Consider the following 16,862-nt stretch of genomic DNA (forward strand, 5'->3'; position numbering starts at 1 on the left):
GAACTTCCGTCCGCAGAAGCCAGATTGGCAATCACCGTCGTTGTCTGACTGATGACCGTGCCGCCACCGGTTACGGTGAGCTTACCAACGCCTGCTTCGCCAACGACCATATCCCCGGACATGGTCCAGTGGCTGTCTTCACCGGAAACCAGCGCGGTTCCCGTCGTGCCGAGGTCTTCGGCCAGAACGCCTCTCGCGCTGTAAAGCTCGCTGGCGCCGAGCACCTCCAGATTTCCACCGCCGCCAGCTCCTGAAGACGACCCGCTCACAAAAACGGTGTCGGAAGTCGTGAGAGTGGAAGAGTTATCGAGTTTGAGGGAGCCATTTCCAGTCCCGCTTCCGCCAATAAGGACGTTCTTCGACGATGCCGTCGTGCCGTGCAAAAGGGAAAGGTTACCCACGCCGCTGCCACCGATGGAGACATCACCGTCATTCTGCCATTTCGCACCGATGAAACTTGCGGTGCCGGACGCGCCACTGACAGCGCCGAGAAAAACTGAATCTGTCTGCAAGCCGCCCTGCACTACCAGCGTGCCGGCCCCTCGCGCGGTGCCTATCAACAATTCACGGGCTTTGGCGCTCGTCCCTATCGTAATGACCGGGCCGTAGGTATCGATCATCACATCATCGCTGGCACCAGGCACGCGGCGCGACGGACCCCAGTCCGCGTCGGCAAACCAGTCACCCCCATCGGACCCCGTCCAGAGCAACGTTTCGGCGATAGCCTCCGATGTAGCGGCAAGCGAAAATATAAAGAAAAAAAGACCCGCCGTACCGCAGACGAAAAGCCTGCTTGGCGTCAAGGCACGCATTTCCGCTGTCGGACAGGTTTCCCCTTCCGAAACATGGCAGAAACAAGCGGACATTCAGTCTCCCTAACCCGCGCGACGTGCGGTCTTCCTTTGATCGAGCGAATCATTTTGTGAATCAGATCAACTACGCCAGTTTGAAAGATGATTTCCAGTATGAACAGCGCAAAGCGTGGTTTTTACTGACAGACGAAACAAAAACGGAGCACGACAGGCGTGCTCCGTTAAATAAGCAACAGATGGCTGGAGTAAATCTCTGCCGAGATCGAACGGGAAAATCCCGTTCTGCCTACTGCTTTGAAAACCGCCCGAAGGCTCCGCCTGAAAAGCACAGGGGATCGCCATCGCGGTGGGCGGCACGCAGCACTTCGCCGACGATGATGGTGTGATCGCCCGCATCGTGGGCTGCCGCCTGCCGGCATTCGAAACGGGCGAGCGTGCCCGGAATGACCGGAACGCCCTCGTCGTTGATTTCCCAGTCAAGATCGTCAAATGCGCGGCCGTTGCGGGTGAAGCGGGCGCTCAGCACGTCCTGATCTGCGCTCAGCACATGGATGGCGAAATGCGTTGCGCCGCTGAAGGCCGGATAGCGCGATGAATTTTTGGCAGGCGACCACAGCACCAGCGGCGGATCGAGCGATACCGACGCGAAGCTGTTGACCGTCATTCCGATCGGCCCTTCGGGCGTCGTTGCCGTCACCACCGTCACGCCGGTGGTGAAAGCGCCGAGCGCATTGCGAAAGCTGCGGCTGTTTTCGCCGCCGGGAACAAATACATGCTCATTGGGCATTTTGATCGCTTCTGCGACTGTCATCACGGCACCTCGCTTCCAATTGCAAGTGTGTAAAGCTCAAACCAGGTCTGGCGGTCGATGGTGACGCGCAGGGCATCGGCCGCCGTTTTTATGCGCTGAATATTGTTGGTGCCGAGCACGGGCACGATCTTTGCCGGATGCCGCAGCAGCCAGGCGATGGCAACGGCAGTGGCATCGACGCCCTGCTCGTTGCCGATGCGCTGCAGGGCAGCCATGGTTCCACCATGCGCACCGGAAAACAGCGAACCGCCGCCAAGCGGCGACCACGCCATCGGTGAAACGCGCTTTTCCTGCAGGAAGGCCAGATCGCCATTGGTGAAGTTATCGGTCGCAAGCAAGCTCATTTCGATCTGGTTCGTAACCAGCCTATTGCTCATAGCCGATTGCAGCAGGGCGAAATCCCACGGGCGGAAATTGGAAACGCCCACGGCCTTGACCTTGCCGGACGCTACCAGTGCATCGAGCGCCTTGCCGGTTTCTTCGGGATCGATCAGCGGATCGGGCCGGTGGATCAGCAACAGATCGACACGATCTGTGCCCATGTCACGCAAGGAGGCCTCGACTGAAGCGTTGATATGGCCAGCCGTGGTATCGTAATGCTTGACGCGGGCGGATGAGTGACGCCCGGCTGGCGCCACGATGCCGCATTTCGTCACGATCTCGATCTTGTCGCGAAGGGATGGAGCTGCCTTGAGGCCGGCACCCAGAATGGCTTCCGCCGTGTATCCACCGTATATATCAGCCTGATCCATGGTGGTGATGCCCTGCTCCAGGCAGGCTTCGATCTTTGCCTGTACATGGGAAGGCGAAGTATCAGCATCGTCGCCGATGCGCCACATGCCGTAAACGATGCGGCTAAGTTCCAGGTTTTCAGAAAGAGCGATACGTTCCATCAGTGGCGTTCCCCGTTGCCCAGCGGCGTGGCAGGTGTTTCAGAAGGCACCCGGCCGTATGCATGCGGCAGGGAGCAGGTTTTCATTTGCGGCAGGACCTTGGTTCCGAAGTGTTCAGCCTCGTCGAGATGCGGATAACCCGAGAGGATGAAGGCGCGAATACCCATTTTCTGGTATTCCTCCAGCGCCGAAAGGACCTTGTCGGTGGAGCCGACGAGCGCTGCACCACAGCCGGAGCGCGCCCGGCCGATGCCGGTCCACAGGTTTGGTTCGACATAACCGAACTTGTCGGCCAGTTCTCGGGCCCGCGCCTGATGCGATACACCGAGTGAGCCGCTGTCGTGGGCGCGGTTGCGGATCAGCTGGCCATACTCGTCATCGAGCTTCGAAACCAGATGCTCGGCATATTCGCGCGCTTCCTGTTCGGTATCGCGCACGACCATGTGGACTCGCAGGCCGTAATCCAGCGTGCGGCCATGGGCTGCGGCACGCTCATGGGCAGCGCGCATGCGGTCTGCGAGCTGGTCTTTCGTTTCGGGCCACATCAGATACACGTCGCATTGCGCGCCGCACAGCTCCAGCGCATCCGGCGAATAACCGCCGAAATAGAGCAGCGGACCGCCATTCTGCTGGTACGGACGTGCAGGCTCGGTGGAGACACCCTTGAACTGGTAGATCTCGCCGTCATGGTCAATCGTGTCACGGGTCCAGGCCTGGCGCAAAATCTGCACGACTTCATGGCTGCGTTTGTAGCGAAACGCGCTGTCAGCCACCTCGCCGGGAAAATCGGAGCTGATGACGTTGAGCGTCAGGCGGCCCTTCAACATGTGATCGAGCGTCGCCACCGTACGCGCCAGCATGATCGGCTGCATTTCGCCGCAACGGATTGCAGCAAGGAAATTGATGCGGTCACTGATCGGAGCGCAACCCGCCACGAAGCTCAACGTGTCCTGGCCGACCTGATAGGAAGAGGGGCAGAGAATGTTGCGAAAACCGAGTTCCTCGGCCTTTTTGACGATATCCGAGCAATGTTCGAAGCTGGAGCGCAGGCTGCCATCCGGCACGCCCAGATAGGCGTAATCATCGGAACAAAGGGCAGAAAACCAGGAGACCTCGGCAGCATCGAGATCAGCGGATGTAACGGGTACGACGGTCATGCAATTCCTCCTCAAGGCGCTCTCGTTTTTCTTGCATAACATCAAGAAATATGTAAATCAATGATGTATCAATTTTTGTTTTGCGGAGGGGATGGCATCATGAAACACACGGGCGGCAGCCTGCCTATGTATTTGCAGATCGCCGAAATGCTGGTGCGCGAAGTCGCTGCGGGCCGTCTGACAGATGGTGAAAAGCTTGCTCCCGAAAGGGATATGGCAGCCGATCTCGGCATTGCTGTCGGCACGCTTCGCAAGGCGCTTGCGGAGTTGCAGGAGCGTGGACTGCTGGAGCGTGTGCAGGGTTCCGGCAATTATATCCGCGCGGTCAGCGATCCCCAGAGCGTTTATGCCTTCTTCCGGCTGGAGATGATCGAGGGCGGTGGCCTGCCAACGGCGGAGGTGCTGGATGTTGCGCGCCTTGCCAAGCCATCCACCCTGCCCGCCTTTGGCACATCGCCGGAAGGCCACCGCATCCGCCGCCTGAGGCGTATCGCGGGGAAACCGGCGGCAATCGAGGAGATCTGGCTAGACGGTTCCTATGTCGACACGATTACCATCGAGAACCTGTCGGAATCGCTCTATCTCTACTATCGCACCCGCCTCAATCTCTGGATATCGAAGGCAGAAGACCGCATCGACCTCGGGGAAGTGCCAGAATGGGCGCCTGCACAATTCGGCCAGAAACCCGGCGCGTCGGTGCCGCGGGTCCTTCGCCTGAGCCAGGGTCAGGACGGAGCCGTGGCTGAAGTCTCATGGACATGGTTCGACCACACCGTCGCACGGTACGTTTCACGCATACGTTGAAAACGCACGAAATTCGCGTGATCCACATGGACAGAGAAAATTGACCGCAGGCAAGGAAGCCGCGACCTGCCACGCAGGGGTTTTCGTTGAAATATTTCTACAAATCAAAGCTTTGCCGGTTTTTGATTTCTGTCAGAAATAAAATTGATACACTATTGATTTCCTTTTGACGAAAGGTAATATCACGGGCCTAGGGAGACAGGCGTTTGGCCGTCCCACGATATCGCCGGACGATCGGGATGATTTTTTCGAAAAGCGATGCGTGGATTTGAAGGTTGATGCCGGGTTTGCGTTCATCCGATTTTGGACGCCCCGGACGTGAGGAGGAAAAGATGGCTTCAGTCAGCCTGCGCAAGCTGGACAAGAGTTACGGTGCCCTGCGCATCGTCAAGGGTATCGACCTTGAAATCAACGATGGTGAATTCGTGGTTTTCGTCGGCCCCTCCGGCTGCGGAAAATCCACGACGTTGCGCATGGTCGCCGGGCTGGAAAGCATCAGCGGCGGTGAGGTGATGATCGGCGACCGCGTTGTCAACAAACTGCCGCCGCGCGAGCGTGACATCGCCATGGTGTTTCAGGACTACGCGCTTTACCCGCACAAGACGGTGCGTGAAAACATGGGTTTCAGCCTGAAGGTACGTGGTGTAAGCGCCTCGCAGGCCAATGCCAGCATTGATGAGGCAGCGAATATGCTGGGCATCAGCCATCTGCTGGACCGTCGTCCGGGCCAGCTTTCCGGCGGCCAGCGCCAGCGCGTGGCCATGGGTCGCGCCATCGTGCGCCGCCCGCAGGTGTTCCTGTTCGACGAGCCGCTTTCCAACCTCGACGCAAAACTGCGCGGACAGGTTCGCACGGAAATCAAGCGCCTGCACCAGCAGCTCGGCACCACCATCATCTACGTGACGCATGATCAGGTGGAGGCGATGACGCTGGCTGACCGCATCGTCATTCTGCGTGGCGGCGATATCGAGCAGGTGGGCACGCCGGACGAGGTCTATAACCGTCCGGAAAGCGTGTTCGTCGGCGGTTTCGTCGGTGCGCCTGCCATGAATTTCGCCCGCGCCAGAGTGACCGGCGACAGGCTGACATTTACGGACGGCAACTCTCTTCCACTGGCAGCAATCAGACCGTCCCGTGAAACGGCGCTCGATGGACGGGAGGTCATCGTCGGCATTCGCCCTGAACATTTCGGTCCTGCCGGGGGATTTGACACACAGCTCTCCGTCAAGGTGCAGGTGGTGGAGCCTTTGGGGTCGGATACGCTGGTGCATTTCACCCTCGGTGATGCGGCGCTGACAGCGAGAATGCCGCCAGAGATGAAACCGGCTCCGAATGAGGAACTGAAGATCGGCCTCGACCCATCGAAGGTGCACCTGTTCGACGTGACGACGGAACGCTCCATTCAGTGACAGGATCGGGCCGCCACCGGCCCGGCTTCAAGATTTCAATAACGGGAGGAAAACATGAAATTCAAAGCCCTTACGGGAGCGGCGCTCTGCGCAACGATGCTCAGCTTTTCGGGACAGGCCTTTGCCGACGCCGAACTCAAAATCTTCGTTTCCAGCCAGCATCAACCCGACGTGTGGCGCAAGGCGCTCGATCAATATGAGGCGAAGACGCCGGGCGTGAAAGTCGTGATCGAGACCGGCGGTAACACCTCCGAAATGCAGGCGCAATATCTCAACACCGTCATGTCTGCCAAGGATTCGAGCCTTGACGTGCTGATGCTCGATGTCATCCGTCCCGCACAATTCGCAACCGCTGGCTGGACCAGCGATTTCTCCGGCAAGGACTTGTCCGCCTACCTGCCGACCTATGCAGAAGCAAACACCGTGAACGGCAAGATCGTGGCGCTGCCGGCGTTCGCCGATTCCATGTTCCTCTACTATCGCAAGGACTTGCTGGACAAATACGGCATCCAGCCGCCGACCACCTGGGATGAGCTGAAGGAAGCCTCAAAAAAGGTGATGGAGGGCGAAAAGAACCCCGAACTTCAGGGCCTCTCCTTCCAGGGTAAGGCCATCGAAGGTGCGGTATGCACGTTCCTGCTGCCCTACTGGAGCGAAGGCAAGTCGCTGGTTCAAAACGGCAAGCTGAATTTCGACAATCAGGCGGCCGTGGATTCGCTGAAGCTCTGGAAAAGCTTCGTCGACGAAGGCATTTCCAAGAAGAACATTTCCGAAGTTGCGACCGACGACACGCGCAAGGAATTCCAGGCGGGCAAGGTTCTCTTCGCCGTCAACTGGTCCTACGCCTGGACCCATTTTCAGGGCAAGGAATCCCAAGTGAACGACAAGGTTGGCGTCGCCCGGTTGCCGGCCGTCAAGGGCGGAGAGCAGACGACGTGCCTCGGCGGCTGGGAATTCGGCGTTTCCGCCTATTCCAAGCAGCAGGACGAAGCCAAGAAACTGGTGGAATATCTGTCCAGCCAGGATGTTTCGAAGTTCATGGCCATCAATGCCGCGCTGCTGCCCACCTATGCCTCGCTCTACAAGGATGCTGATGTGACCAAGTCCATCCCTTGGTTTGCGGATGCTCTTCCGGTTGTTGAAACGGCAAAGGCCCGTCCGGTCACACCGCGTTACAACGAGGTCAGCGAAACGATCCGCACCACCGTCAATGGCGTGCTTGCGGGCGTGATGTCGCCGGAAGACGGCGCAAAGCAGATGGAAAGCCGTCTGCGCCGCGTATTGCGCTAAGCCCTGTGGCCGGGGGCGGCATGCAGGACATGCCGTTGCCGGCCCGTTTGGCCGAACCAGTGAAAATCGCCTGAACGGCGCGCTAAACGGGCCGGGACTTAACCGGTCTGATCGGGAGACGATGACGTGAATTCAGTTGCGGGAGTGGCAGACGTGACGATGCCGGAGAGAACAATGGTCAGGGTGGACGAGAAACCGCAGCCGCGCTGGACGCGGTGGCTCGATCTCGGTGACCGGTCGCTTGCCGTGCTTTTGCTGGCGCCTGCAGCCATTCTTCTTTCGCTTATCATCGTTTATCCGGTGGCGCGTCTCGTCTACACCTCGTTTTTCAGCCTTTCGCTGACATCGGGCCTGCCGGCGGAATTCATCGGCTTTGAAAACTACACGGCGATGCTCGATGACCCGATTTTCTGGGAAACGACCTGGAATACGGTGCTGATAACGCTGATAACGGTGCCGGGAGCGCTGTTCATGGGCCTGGGCCTTGCGCTCCTCGCAAACCTGCCGTTTTCGATGCAATGGCCGATGCGCCTGTCGCTGCTCATCCCCTGGGCGCTGCCTCTGTCGTTCGCCGGCCTCATCTTCGCGTGGTTTTTCCACTACGAATACGGCGTGGTCAACGATGTGCTGAACCGGCTGGGCTTTGAAGGCATCATCTGGTTCAACTCCCCGAACTGGGCCTTTGCGGCCATCTGCCTGACCATCATCTGGAAGACCTCCTCCTTCATGGCACTGATGATCCTTGCAGGGCTGCAAACCATTCCGCGCTCGCTTTATGAAGCCGCCGATGTGGATGGCGCCGGCAAGCTCAGGCAGTTCTTCGAGATCACGCTGCCGCTCCTAAAGCCCTCGATCGTCGTTGCTCTCATCTTCCGTACGATTACGGCGCTGCAGACCTTTGATATTCCATACATGATGACCGGCGGCGGCCCCGGCACATCAACCACGACGCTCGCCATGTACATTCACCAGAACACCGTTTCCTTCCTCGATCTCGGTTACGGTTCGGCACTGGCGGTCATGATGTTTGCGCTCTCCATGTGCGTCACCGCCGTTTATCTCCGCATTATCAGGACGAAGGACTGATCCCATGAGCACCGTTGCGACCTCCTCCGGTCTGTCCTCCTTCTTCTCCGGCAAGCCGCTGCGCTTCATTGCGGCCTCCATATTGCTGGTCAACGGCCTGTTTCCGGCAATATGGATCCTGTTCACCTCGCTGAAAACCGAAGCGGAACTGACGGTGAAACCGATCACATGGTTTCCGCATGCGCCGACGCTTGCCAATTACATGCAGGCCTTTTCCGACCAGCCGTTGCACCTCTTCCTGTTCAACAGCTTCATGGTCGCGCTGCTTTCCACGGCACTCACAATTCTGATTTCGGTGCTGGCAGCCTATGCGCTGGCGCGGCTCGATCTCAAGTACCGGGCGCTGATCCTCTCGCTCATCATCGCCGTTTCCACATTCCCGCTGGTAACGCTGCTGGTGCCTCTGTTCGAGATCATGCGTGCGCTCAACCTGCTCAATAGCTGGACCGCTCTTATACTGCCTTACACCGTGCTCTCCCTGCCGGTCTGCACGCTGATGCTGGTGTCCTTCTTCGAAAGCATCCCGCGCGATCTGGAAAACGCCGCCATGATTGATGGCTGCACCCGCATCGGCGCGCTGTTCAAGGTTGTCGTGCCGCTATGCGCGCCAGGCGTCTTCACCGCCGGTATTCTCGCTTTCGTGAACGCCTGGGACGAATTCCTGCTGGCGCTTTCCTTCAATTCCAATCCGGCACTGCGCACGCTGCCGGTCGGCATCCAGCTTTACCAGGGTGAGTTCGCTTTCCCCTGGCCCGTCATCTCGGCGGCGCTGGTGGTCGGCATCGTCCCGGTTGCGATCCTGATCGTCATCTTTCAGGAACGCGTCGTCTCCGGTCTCACCGCCGGCGGTCTTAAGGGTTAAACAGGTATAGTCATGCAATTCGAAAAGACCAAAGACGGCTTCACGCTTGCGATTGGCAGCCACACCATTCTTTCTCATTCGCCTGAGAACCCGGCTTTCTTCGCCGGTTTGGGCAAGGAGCGGATGGATATGTATCGCGGCAATTTCGATATCGAGGACTATGTCATCGAACGAACTGCGCTGCGCCACGCCGAAGTCAGTGGCGACAGCGTTACGCTGTCTTCCGCACCCGGGCAGGCCGCACGCCTTCATCTGGCGCTGGATGGAAATGCCATCAGGGTCACGGCGCTGGATGAAACCATCAATCGGCTGTGGCTGCGGATCATCGCAGATGAAGACGAACATGTCTGGGGCGGTGGCGAACAGATGTCCTATTTCGACATGCGCGGCCGCCGCTTTCCGCTCTGGACCTCCGAACCCGGTGTCGGCCGCGACAAGACCGCTGAAATCACCTTCAAGGCTGACGTCAGCGGCAAGGCGGGTGGCGATTATTACAACACCAATTACCCGCAGCCGACCTATCTGTCGTCGCGCAAATATGCGCTGCATGTGGAAACCAGCGCCTATTCGGTCTTCGATTTCCGCGACGAAGATTTCCACGAAGTCGAGATATGGGCGATCCCCGAGAGGATCGAGTTTTTCACCGGCGATCGTTTCACCGATATCGTTTCCGCCCTCTCGCTGCGGTTCGGACGCCAGCCGGAACTGCCGGAGTGGGTCTATGGCGGCGCGATCATCGGGTTAAAGGATGGCGGCAACTCCTTCGCCCGGCTGGAAAAAATCCGCGCTGCCGGAACCAAGGTCTCCGGCCTGTGGTGCGAGGACTGGGTGGGGCTTCGCCAGACATCCTTCGGCGCCCGGCTCTTCTGGGACTGGCAGGCCAATGAGGCGCGTTATCCGCATTTGCGTCAGAAGATCGCCGAGCTTGCCGATCAGGGCATTCGTTTTCTGGGATACGTGAACCCCTATCTCTGCGTCGACGGCCCGCTTTTTCCGGAGGCGGAGGCGGCCGGTTATTTCGCCACCGGCGCGGACGGCAAGACGGCGCTCGTGGATTTCGGCGAGTTCGATTGTGGCGTGGTCGATTTCACCAATCCGGCCGCAGCCGAGTGGTTTTCCGAAGAGATCATCGGCAAGAACATGCTTGATTTCGGCCTTTCCGGCTGGATGGCCGATTTCGGCGAATATCTGCCGATCGACATCACGCTATCGAACGGCATCGACGCCAAGCTGATGCACAATGCCTGGCCGACGCTCTGGGCAGAGGTCAACGCCAAGGCCGTTGAAAGCCGCGGCAAAACCGGCGAAGCGCTGTTCTTCATGCGGGCGGGCTTTACCGGTGTGCAAGCCCACTGCCCGCTGCTGTGGGGCGGCGACCAGTCTGTCGATTTCTCCCGCCATGACGGTCTCGTCACCGTCATATGCGGTGCGCTGTCCTCCGGTCTTCTCGGCAATGCCTATCACCATTCCGATATTGGCGGTTATACCAGCCTGTTCGGCAATGTCAGAACCCCGGAACTCATCATGCGCTGGACGGAGATGGCAGCCTTTACTCCTGTCATGCGCACCCATGAGGGCAATCGCCCGCGCGACAATCTCCAGATCGATCAGGACGAGACGGTTCTTGGCCATTTTGCCCGCATGACGGCGATCTATGTCGCACTCGCCCCCTATCTGAAATCGCTTTCCACTGAAGCGGCCAAAACCGGCCTGCCGGTACAGCGCCCGCTTTTCCTGCATCACGAGAACGACCGGCAGACCTATGCCATTCAGGACAGCTATCTCTATGGGGCCGACATGCTGGTCGCACCAGTTTGGAAGGCGGGGGAGACGCAGCGCACGCTTTACCTTCCGGGCGATGGGGAATGGATGCATCTTTGGAGTGGCGCGCGGTATTTTGGCGGGCACGAGATCACCGTGGAGGCTCCGATAGGCCAGCCGGCTGTGTTCTACCGCGCTGAAACGCCCTTTACTGCGTTATTTGAACAGCTTCGCAATATCGCTTGAAGCATCACCTTCCGGCCATTTCCAAAAAACGCCGCAAATATTGCGGCGTTCAACCGATGCTCTAACAGGCCTCGCTAAACGGCCATCAGCCCGTCAGGCGTGGTGATGTAATGGCTTTCTTGAACAGTACCGTCATCGCGTCGCTGATGCCCTGGGACGGGCTGACTTCGAAGTACAGACCCGGGGAAGCGCAGCTCTGCATGCGTGAGCCGATTTCCGCCTGAAAGGGCTTGATCCAGCTATTATACCAGTCATTCGTCGGCAGCGGCAGATAGGTGGTATAAAGCACCGCGATACGAAAACCCTTTTCCTTCAGTTTCGTACAGTCTTTGATGTCGATCGGCTCCTGACAGCGGCCTCCTGTCAGTTTTTTCGTACAGGAGGACGGCTTGTAACTGTCGCCCACCCCGTCTGAAACAAAGAAAATAACCTTATCCGGATTTGCCGAGCTTGCGCCCGTGCCCGAACTGCCGACCTTATCTCCAATCTGGATCAGTGCCCGGTCGAAATCTGTTTGCTGGTCGTTGTTGTATCCCTGATAGGGGATTGACATCAGGTTGATTTCACCAGCTTTTTTCTTTGCTGCGTCGAGATCCGAGGTTAGCGAAACGACCTCAAGCAGCTTGGTATCTTCCGCCCGTTCCCCAAAGGTATAGACGGCCATGCGATATTGATTGCTGCTTTTGCGCGTGGACTTTGCCGTGTCCATCAGGCTGGCGGTTGCCTTGGCAACCACGTCGATACGCGTTGTAACCCCGAGTTTCTTGGCCTTGAAGTAATAGCTGTTCGGGTCTGCCACGCCGTCCTTCACGATGTGACAGGCAAAAGCGCATTTATCGCCAGTGTTCGCAACCAGGGTGGCAACATCCGTGGGTGTCGCGCCCACTCCCATGGAGGGCGTATTATCAAGCAGAAGATAGAAATCGCTGAAGGTTTCCGTTTCGTATTTGGCCGTGGCCGTGCCGCCAACCGAAACGAAATCCTTCCCCAGAAGCCCTGAGAGGGTCGTGCTGACTGACGCCTTGAAGCTGACGGACGACTCGACCACATTGCCGTGCTTGATCACCGAAACATCGACAGAGGTAATGGTGTAGTCCGCGTCGCCGCGCTGATTGCCATCGAAGAATGCCCGGGCTTCTTCATTGCCGACGGGAATGACACCGTCCCCCGACATCTTCTTTGCCGCCTGAACACTTGCGGACATATCGGCGACTGCCGCCAGAGCCGCGGAATCCGCCGCCTGCTGCAGATCGGCTTTGACCGACATGCCGCGCGTAATATCGAGCGCCACACCGGCAGCCCCGCACAGAGGCACCATGAGCAGCGCGGTCAGAATGCCAAAATTTCCAGATTTCTCTCGCCAGAAGTTTTTCAAGTTCGCCCCCAACCAATCTGGGAGCTGAAGCTAATACAGCGGAATTGAAAAGCGGTTTCAATAAATAACTAATTTTTGATAAACTTAATATAATCAACAACTAATATGTTCGCGGCAAATGCGCCAATATTCTCGTTAACTTTCAACGTTGACATTACTTCAAAACCCTCCTAGCAAAACAGTCTCTTCCGAGGGGAGCACCAGACGGTGCTGAGATGGCGATGAGCCGGACCCTTGAACCTGATCCGGGTCATGCCGGCGTAGGAACGGAAACTGTAGCGCGTTTGCGGTACTGCCCTTTCTCTTCTCCGCTTTGCCCGGATCTCCGTGATCGCCACAGCTGGAGACCGAACGATGATGATGAAACATCCTTCCCTTCGTATACGGTACGGCTGCGTCTGAGCCCCGGCCGATGCGTGCCTCCCATGCGCTGAAGGGCGTCGTCCTTATTCTGATTGTCTGGCAGCTGGGCATCTGGCTGTTTGCACCGCCCCGCTACATCCTGCCCTCGCCCGCCGATGTTGCCGCAGCACTCCTGCGCCAGCCAGCCTTCCTGTTCGGACAGGCCATGGTGACATCAGGTGAAATGGCTGTCGGGCTTGCGGCTGGCATTGCCGCCGGCATTCTCGTTGCCTTTACGATTGCCGCCGTCCCGCGTTTTGGCCGCCTCGTCTGGCCCATGGTTCTCGTGTTGCAGGCATTTCCGGTCTTCGTGCTGGCCCCCATTCTCGTACTCTGGTTCGGTTTCGGCATGGCCTCGAAAGTTGTCATGACGGCGATCATCATCTTTTTCCCCGTCGCTTCAGCCTTCACCGACGGCCTCAATCGCACGGATCGGACAATCCTCGATGCCGCCTCGCTGACGGAGGCGAGCCACTGGCAAATCCTCACCCGGCTGCGTGTGCCGCTGGCGCTTCCCTCACTCATTTCCGGGCTGAGGGTCGCAGCTCCGCTCGCCCCGCTCGGCGCGGTCATTGGCGAATGGGTGGGCGCCTCCGCCGGGCTCGGTTTTGTCATGATCCAGTCCAATGCCCGCATGCAGACCGACACAATGTTCGCCGCCATGACCATTCTCGCCGTCATGGCGGTGCTGCTGCGGCTTGTCGTCGACCGGGCAACGGCCAACCTCGCCCCCTGGGCCAAAGAAACAGACCATCTCATTCCTTTCAAACATTTGCGGAGACTTTCGGCACCATGAAACGAACTCTTCTTTCCCTCGTCGTCGCGGCAGCAAGCGTGCTTTCGCCTGTGCAATCGCAGGCGGCCGACAAGCTTACCGTGTTGCTGGAATGGTTCGTGAACCCGGACCATGCACCGATGGTGATTGCCAAGGAACGCGGCCTGTTCGCAGATGCCGGGCTGGACGTTGAGCTGGTTCCGCCTGCGGACCCATCCGCCGTGCCGCGTCTTGTCTCGGCAAAACAGGCCGATATCGGTGTACACTACCAGCCGAACCTCTATCTCGACCACGATGCAGGGCTGCCGCTCGTCCGTTTCGGCACGCTGGTCGAAACCCCGCTGAACACCGTCACCGTTCTGGCCGACGGGCCGATCAAGAGCCTGAAGGACCTGAAAGGCAAGAAGGTCGGCTTCTCGGTTTCCGGTTTCGAGGATGCGATGCTGAAGCGCATGCTGGAGAAGGAGGGACTGACAAAGGACGATGTTGAACTGGTCAACGTCAATTTCTCACTCTCGCCATCCCTGATCGCCGGCAAGGTCGATGCCACGCTTGGCGGTTTCCGTAATTTCGAACTGACGCAGATGAAGCTTGAAGGCCACGAAGGCCGCTCGTTCTTCCCCGAGGAACATGGCGTGCCCGCCTATGACGAGCTCATCTTCGTCACCCATCGTGATCTCGTGAAAGACAGCCGCCTGCCGCGTTTTCTCTCGGCCGTTGAGCAGGCCGCGATTTTCATCACCAACCACCCGCAAGAATCCTGGCAGCTTTTCATCAAGGCCTATCCGAACCTTGACGACGCGCTGAACAAACAGGCGTTTTTCGATACGCTGCCGCGTTTCGCCAAACGTCCAGCCGCACTCGATCGCGCCCGCTACACACGCTTCGGCACCTTCATGCAAGACATGCAACTGATCAAGCAGGCGCCGGCGGTGGAAGACATTGCCGTGGAGTTGCAATGACCATGGCAAACAGTTTTCCGACTGCGGCGAAGGCCGCAGAGATCCTCGAAAGGGTAAGGCAGACGCGCCCGCGCGTGCATTGCCTGATGAACACCGTGGTACAGAAATTCACCGCGGACGGCATTACCGTTGTCGGCGGCATACCCTCGATGACAACCTCACTCGAAGAAATCGGTGCTTTCGTCACGAAAGCCGATGCGGTGACGATCAATCTCGGCACGCTCGACGCCGACCGGCGAAAAGTCATTCGATTTGCCGTCGAGATCGCCCGCGCGGCTGGCAAGCCGTGGATTCTGGACCCCGTGCATTGCGACTATTCGCCATCGCGACTGGCGTTCGCGCGTGACCTGATCTCGCTTGGACCCACCATCGTGCGCGGCAACAGCGCTGAGATGAGCCTGATCGGTGCTGTTCCGAACGCCATCAGGATAGAGACCGGACCTGTCGATAACCTGCGCGACGCCACAAGGAGCGTCAGAATCGTCAACGGTCACCCGTGGATGGCGAAGGTGACAGGCACGGGTTGCCTATCGGGTGGCGTCATCGCCGCCTTCATGGCGGTGGAAAAAGACGCACTGACGGCCGCCGCCGCCGCCCTCGCCATCACGGGTGTCGCAGCCGAACTGGCAGCGAAAAACGCCAAAGGCCCCGGCACATTCGAGCCGGCATTTCTGGATGTGCTTTCAGAAATTTCCGGCGAAGACATAATAAACCATGCGAGGATTGAGCATGAACAAGGTTGATTACCGTCTCAACGCTTTGGTCGATGCGAGCCTCGGCGATGTTGCGCCCTTGGGCGAGCTTGCTCTGGCGGCCGCACTCAACGGCGCGACCATTCTGCAATATCGCGACAAACACGCCTCCACGCGGGAGATGATCGAAAACGCCCTCGCTATTCGCGAAGCCATTGCCGGCACGGGCGTGCCGCTGGTCATCAACGACCGGGTGGATGTGGCGCTCGCCTCTGGCGCGGACGGGGTGCATCTCGGCGCCGATGATATGGATGCCAAAACCGCCAGACGCATCCTTGGAGATAAGGCGATCATCGGCCTTACCGTCAAGAACCGCGCCGATGCCGAGCGGGCGGCCTCCATGCCCGCCGATTACGCCTGCATTGGTGGCGTGTTCGAAACCGTTTCCAAGGTCAATCCAGACAAGCCTGTCGGCCTTGACGGCTTTACGACGCTCCGCACTCTGCTCCGCGAATTGCGGCCGGGCATGCCGGTGGGCGCCATCGCCGGTATCGATCTTGCCCGGGTGCCGAACGTCATCGCCGCCGGTGCGGATGGTGTCGCCGTCATTTCTGCAATCTTCCGCGCAAACGATATTGCCAGCACAACCAGGGACTTCCGCGCGGCAGTCGATGCAGCGCTGAAAGCGAGACATTCATGACAGCAATCGCATTGACCATCGCCGGCTCAGACAGCGGCGGCGGCGCGGGCATTCAGGCCGACATCAAGACTTTCTCGGCACTCGGCGCCTATGCCGCCAGCGTCATCACCGCCATCACCGCGCAGAACACCAAAGGTGTGACGGCAGTGGAGGATATTTCCGTCGCCACCATCGTCGCGCAGATGGATGCGGTTTTTTCCGATCTTGCCGTCAATGCGGTGAAGATCGGCATGGTATCGCGGATCGAAACCATCGCGGCCATAGCTGCAAGGCTTCGGCAGCAGCCCCAGCCGGTGGTGCTCGACCCCGTGATGGTTGCGACCTCCGGCGACCGTCTGTTGCATGCGGATGCGATCGAGACATTGCGGCGCGACCTGCTGCCGTTCGCCACCATCGTCACGCCGAACCTGCCTGAAGCAGCGCTTCTCACCGGGTTGCCGATTGCAGACACCGAGGCGGAGATCACCCGTCAGGCCGAGATGATCCTGAAGGTGGGCGCGAAAGCCGTGCTCATCAAGGGCGGCCATGGCGACGGGCCACAGAGTACGGATTATCTGTTTGCAGACGGCACCGTGCAGGCGCTTTCCGCTATGCGAGTGGACACGAAAAACGACCATGGGACAGGATGCACGCTGGCGGCAGCGATTACGGCTCATTTGGCCAAGAGTTGTGAATTGCGTGAGGCGGTTGGTCTTGCGAAGGACTATCTGAATGGGGCGCTTGACGCTGGTCGGGGGCTTGCCGTCGGGGACGGTCGGGGACCGGTGCATCATTTTTATCGGTGGTGGGGGTGACATCGACATGCAGAGTGAGGGGCTTACCCCC

Annotated in this window: 15 protein-coding genes, 1 pseudogene and 1 riboswitch; of the genes and pseudogenes, 11 read left to right on the forward strand and 5 right to left on the reverse strand. The window is 58.9% G+C overall.

Annotated elements, in window-relative coordinates:
• The 4 genes and pseudogenes from AB4Z23_RS04805 to AB4Z23_RS04820 all read right to left on the reverse strand — a co-directional run.
• Positions 1-866 (reverse strand): annotated as a pseudogene (locus AB4Z23_RS04805) (autotransporter domain-containing protein); the annotation flags it as partial.
• A gap of 232 nt (positions 867-1,098) precedes the next feature.
• Positions 1,099-1,623, reverse strand: coding sequence for a flavin reductase family protein (locus tag AB4Z23_RS04810; protein ID WP_013761544.1), 525 nt, complete (start codon positions 1,621-1,623; stop codon positions 1,099-1,101).
• Complete coding sequence (locus AB4Z23_RS04815) at positions 1,623-2,516, reverse strand: aldo/keto reductase (protein ID WP_035199429.1); 894 nt, start codon at positions 2,514-2,516, stop codon at positions 1,623-1,625. Before AB4Z23_RS04815 ends, AB4Z23_RS04810 begins: the two co-directional genes overlap by 1 nt.
• A complete protein-coding gene (locus AB4Z23_RS04820) occupies positions 2,516-3,673 on the reverse strand; it encodes an LLM class flavin-dependent oxidoreductase (protein WP_003510817.1) in 1,158 nt (385 codons plus the stop codon). The genes AB4Z23_RS04815 and AB4Z23_RS04820 overlap by 1 nt, the downstream gene beginning before the upstream one ends.
• 99 nt (positions 3,674-3,772) lie before the next feature.
• Between AB4Z23_RS04820 and AB4Z23_RS04825 the strand changes: the two genes are divergently transcribed.
• The 6 genes from AB4Z23_RS04825 (at position 3,773) to AB4Z23_RS04850 (ending at position 11,131) form a co-directional block, all read left to right on the forward strand.
• Positions 3,773-4,477, forward strand: a complete 705-nt coding sequence (locus AB4Z23_RS04825; protein WP_003510818.1) for a GntR family transcriptional regulator — start codon at positions 3,773-3,775, stop codon at positions 4,475-4,477.
• Positions 4,478-4,809: 332 nt separating this feature from the next.
• Complete coding sequence (locus AB4Z23_RS04830; protein WP_003510819.1) at positions 4,810-5,886, forward strand: ABC transporter ATP-binding protein; 1,077 nt, start codon at positions 4,810-4,812, stop codon at positions 5,884-5,886.
• A 54-nt stretch (positions 5,887-5,940) separates the two neighbouring features.
• Positions 5,941-7,176, forward strand: a complete 1,236-nt coding sequence (locus AB4Z23_RS04835; RefSeq protein ID WP_013761547.1) for an ABC transporter substrate-binding protein — start codon at positions 5,941-5,943, stop codon at positions 7,174-7,176.
• 174 nt (positions 7,177-7,350) lie between these two features.
• Complete coding sequence (locus tag AB4Z23_RS04840) at positions 7,351-8,262, forward strand: carbohydrate ABC transporter permease (RefSeq protein ID WP_003510821.1); 912 nt, start codon at positions 7,351-7,353, stop codon at positions 8,260-8,262.
• A 4-nt stretch (positions 8,263-8,266) separates the two neighbouring features.
• Positions 8,267-9,124, forward strand: coding sequence for a carbohydrate ABC transporter permease (locus AB4Z23_RS04845; protein WP_003500737.1), 858 nt, complete (start codon positions 8,267-8,269; stop codon positions 9,122-9,124).
• A gap of 12 nt (positions 9,125-9,136) precedes the next feature.
• Positions 9,137-11,131, forward strand: coding sequence for an alpha-glucosidase (locus AB4Z23_RS04850; RefSeq protein ID WP_113291557.1), 1,995 nt, complete (start codon positions 9,137-9,139; stop codon positions 11,129-11,131).
• 85 nt (positions 11,132-11,216) lie between these two features.
• On the opposite strand, the gene AB4Z23_RS04855 is transcribed toward AB4Z23_RS04850, so the two are convergent.
• Entirely contained in the window at positions 11,217-12,506 is a 1,290-nt protein-coding gene (locus tag AB4Z23_RS04855; RefSeq protein WP_174027165.1) for a TadE/TadG family type IV pilus assembly protein, read from the reverse strand.
• A 181-nt stretch (positions 12,507-12,687) separates the two neighbouring features.
• Positions 12,688-12,790, forward strand: a riboswitch (TPP riboswitch).
• Positions 12,791-12,918: 128 nt separating this feature from the next.
• Here AB4Z23_RS04855 and AB4Z23_RS04860 point away from each other — a divergent pair.
• Genes AB4Z23_RS04860 through thiD form a run of 5 tightly spaced genes read left to right on the forward strand, consistent with a single transcriptional unit; the run spans position 12,919 to position 16,831 of the window.
• Complete coding sequence (locus AB4Z23_RS04860) at positions 12,919-13,704, forward strand: ABC transporter permease (RefSeq protein ID WP_112152950.1); 786 nt, start codon at positions 12,919-12,921, stop codon at positions 13,702-13,704.
• Complete coding sequence (locus AB4Z23_RS04865) at positions 13,701-14,645, forward strand: ABC transporter substrate-binding protein (protein WP_162696085.1); 945 nt, start codon at positions 13,701-13,703, stop codon at positions 14,643-14,645. Before AB4Z23_RS04860 ends, AB4Z23_RS04865 begins: the two co-directional genes overlap by 4 nt.
• A gap of 2 nt (positions 14,646-14,647) precedes the next feature.
• Complete coding sequence (locus AB4Z23_RS04870; protein WP_019564651.1) at positions 14,648-15,388, forward strand: hydroxyethylthiazole kinase; 741 nt, start codon at positions 14,648-14,650, stop codon at positions 15,386-15,388.
• Positions 15,375-16,037, forward strand: a complete 663-nt coding sequence (thiE, locus tag AB4Z23_RS04875; protein WP_113291559.1) for a thiamine phosphate synthase — start codon at positions 15,375-15,377, stop codon at positions 16,035-16,037. The genes AB4Z23_RS04870 and thiE overlap by 14 nt, the downstream gene beginning before the upstream one ends.
• Complete coding sequence (thiD, locus tag AB4Z23_RS04880; RefSeq protein ID WP_113291560.1) at positions 16,034-16,831, forward strand: bifunctional hydroxymethylpyrimidine kinase/phosphomethylpyrimidine kinase; 798 nt, start codon at positions 16,034-16,036, stop codon at positions 16,829-16,831. The genes thiE and thiD overlap by 4 nt, the downstream gene beginning before the upstream one ends.
• The last annotated feature ends 31 nt before the right edge of the window (positions 16,832-16,862 follow it).

Origin of the sequence: Agrobacterium sp. MCAB5, assembly GCF_052114365.1 — a bacterium.
Lineage (GTDB): Bacteria > Pseudomonadota > Alphaproteobacteria > Rhizobiales > Rhizobiaceae > Agrobacterium > Agrobacterium tumefaciens.

Bases quoted from the DNA above. Each gene is read 5' to 3' on its own strand.
- AB4Z23_RS04845 (WP_003500737.1), top strand. From the start codon at position 8,267: ATGAGCACCGTTGCGACCTCCTCCGGTCTGTCCTCCTTCTTCTCCGGC.
- AB4Z23_RS04815 (WP_035199429.1), bottom strand. From the start codon at position 2,516: ATGGAACGTATCGCTCTTTCTGAAAACCTGGAACTTAGCCGCATCGTT.
- thiE (WP_113291559.1), top strand. From the start codon at position 15,375: ATGAACAAGGTTGATTACCGTCTCAACGCTTTGGTCGATGCGAGCCTC.
- AB4Z23_RS04865 (WP_162696085.1), top strand. From the start codon at position 13,701: ATGAAACGAACTCTTCTTTCCCTCGTCGTCGCGGCAGCAAGCGTGCTT.
- AB4Z23_RS04810 (WP_013761544.1), bottom strand. From the start codon at position 1,623: ATGACAGTCGCAGAAGCGATCAAAATGCCCAATGAGCATGTATTTGTT.
- AB4Z23_RS04850 (WP_113291557.1), top strand. From the start codon at position 9,137: ATGCAATTCGAAAAGACCAAAGACGGCTTCACGCTTGCGATTGGCAGC.
- AB4Z23_RS04820 (WP_003510817.1), bottom strand. From the start codon at position 3,673: ATGACCGTCGTACCCGTTACATCCGCTGATCTCGATGCTGCCGAGGTC.
- AB4Z23_RS04840 (WP_003510821.1), top strand. From the start codon at position 7,351: ATGGTCAGGGTGGACGAGAAACCGCAGCCGCGCTGGACGCGGTGGCTC.
- AB4Z23_RS04860 (WP_112152950.1), top strand. From the start codon at position 12,919: ATGCGTGCCTCCCATGCGCTGAAGGGCGTCGTCCTTATTCTGATTGTC.
- thiD (WP_113291560.1), top strand. From the start codon at position 16,034: ATGACAGCAATCGCATTGACCATCGCCGGCTCAGACAGCGGCGGCGGC.
- AB4Z23_RS04835 (WP_013761547.1), top strand. From the start codon at position 5,941: ATGAAATTCAAAGCCCTTACGGGAGCGGCGCTCTGCGCAACGATGCTC.
- AB4Z23_RS04825 (WP_003510818.1), top strand. From the start codon at position 3,773: ATGAAACACACGGGCGGCAGCCTGCCTATGTATTTGCAGATCGCCGAA.
- AB4Z23_RS04870 (WP_019564651.1), top strand. From the start codon at position 14,648: ATGGCAAACAGTTTTCCGACTGCGGCGAAGGCCGCAGAGATCCTCGAA.
- AB4Z23_RS04830 (WP_003510819.1), top strand. From the start codon at position 4,810: ATGGCTTCAGTCAGCCTGCGCAAGCTGGACAAGAGTTACGGTGCCCTG.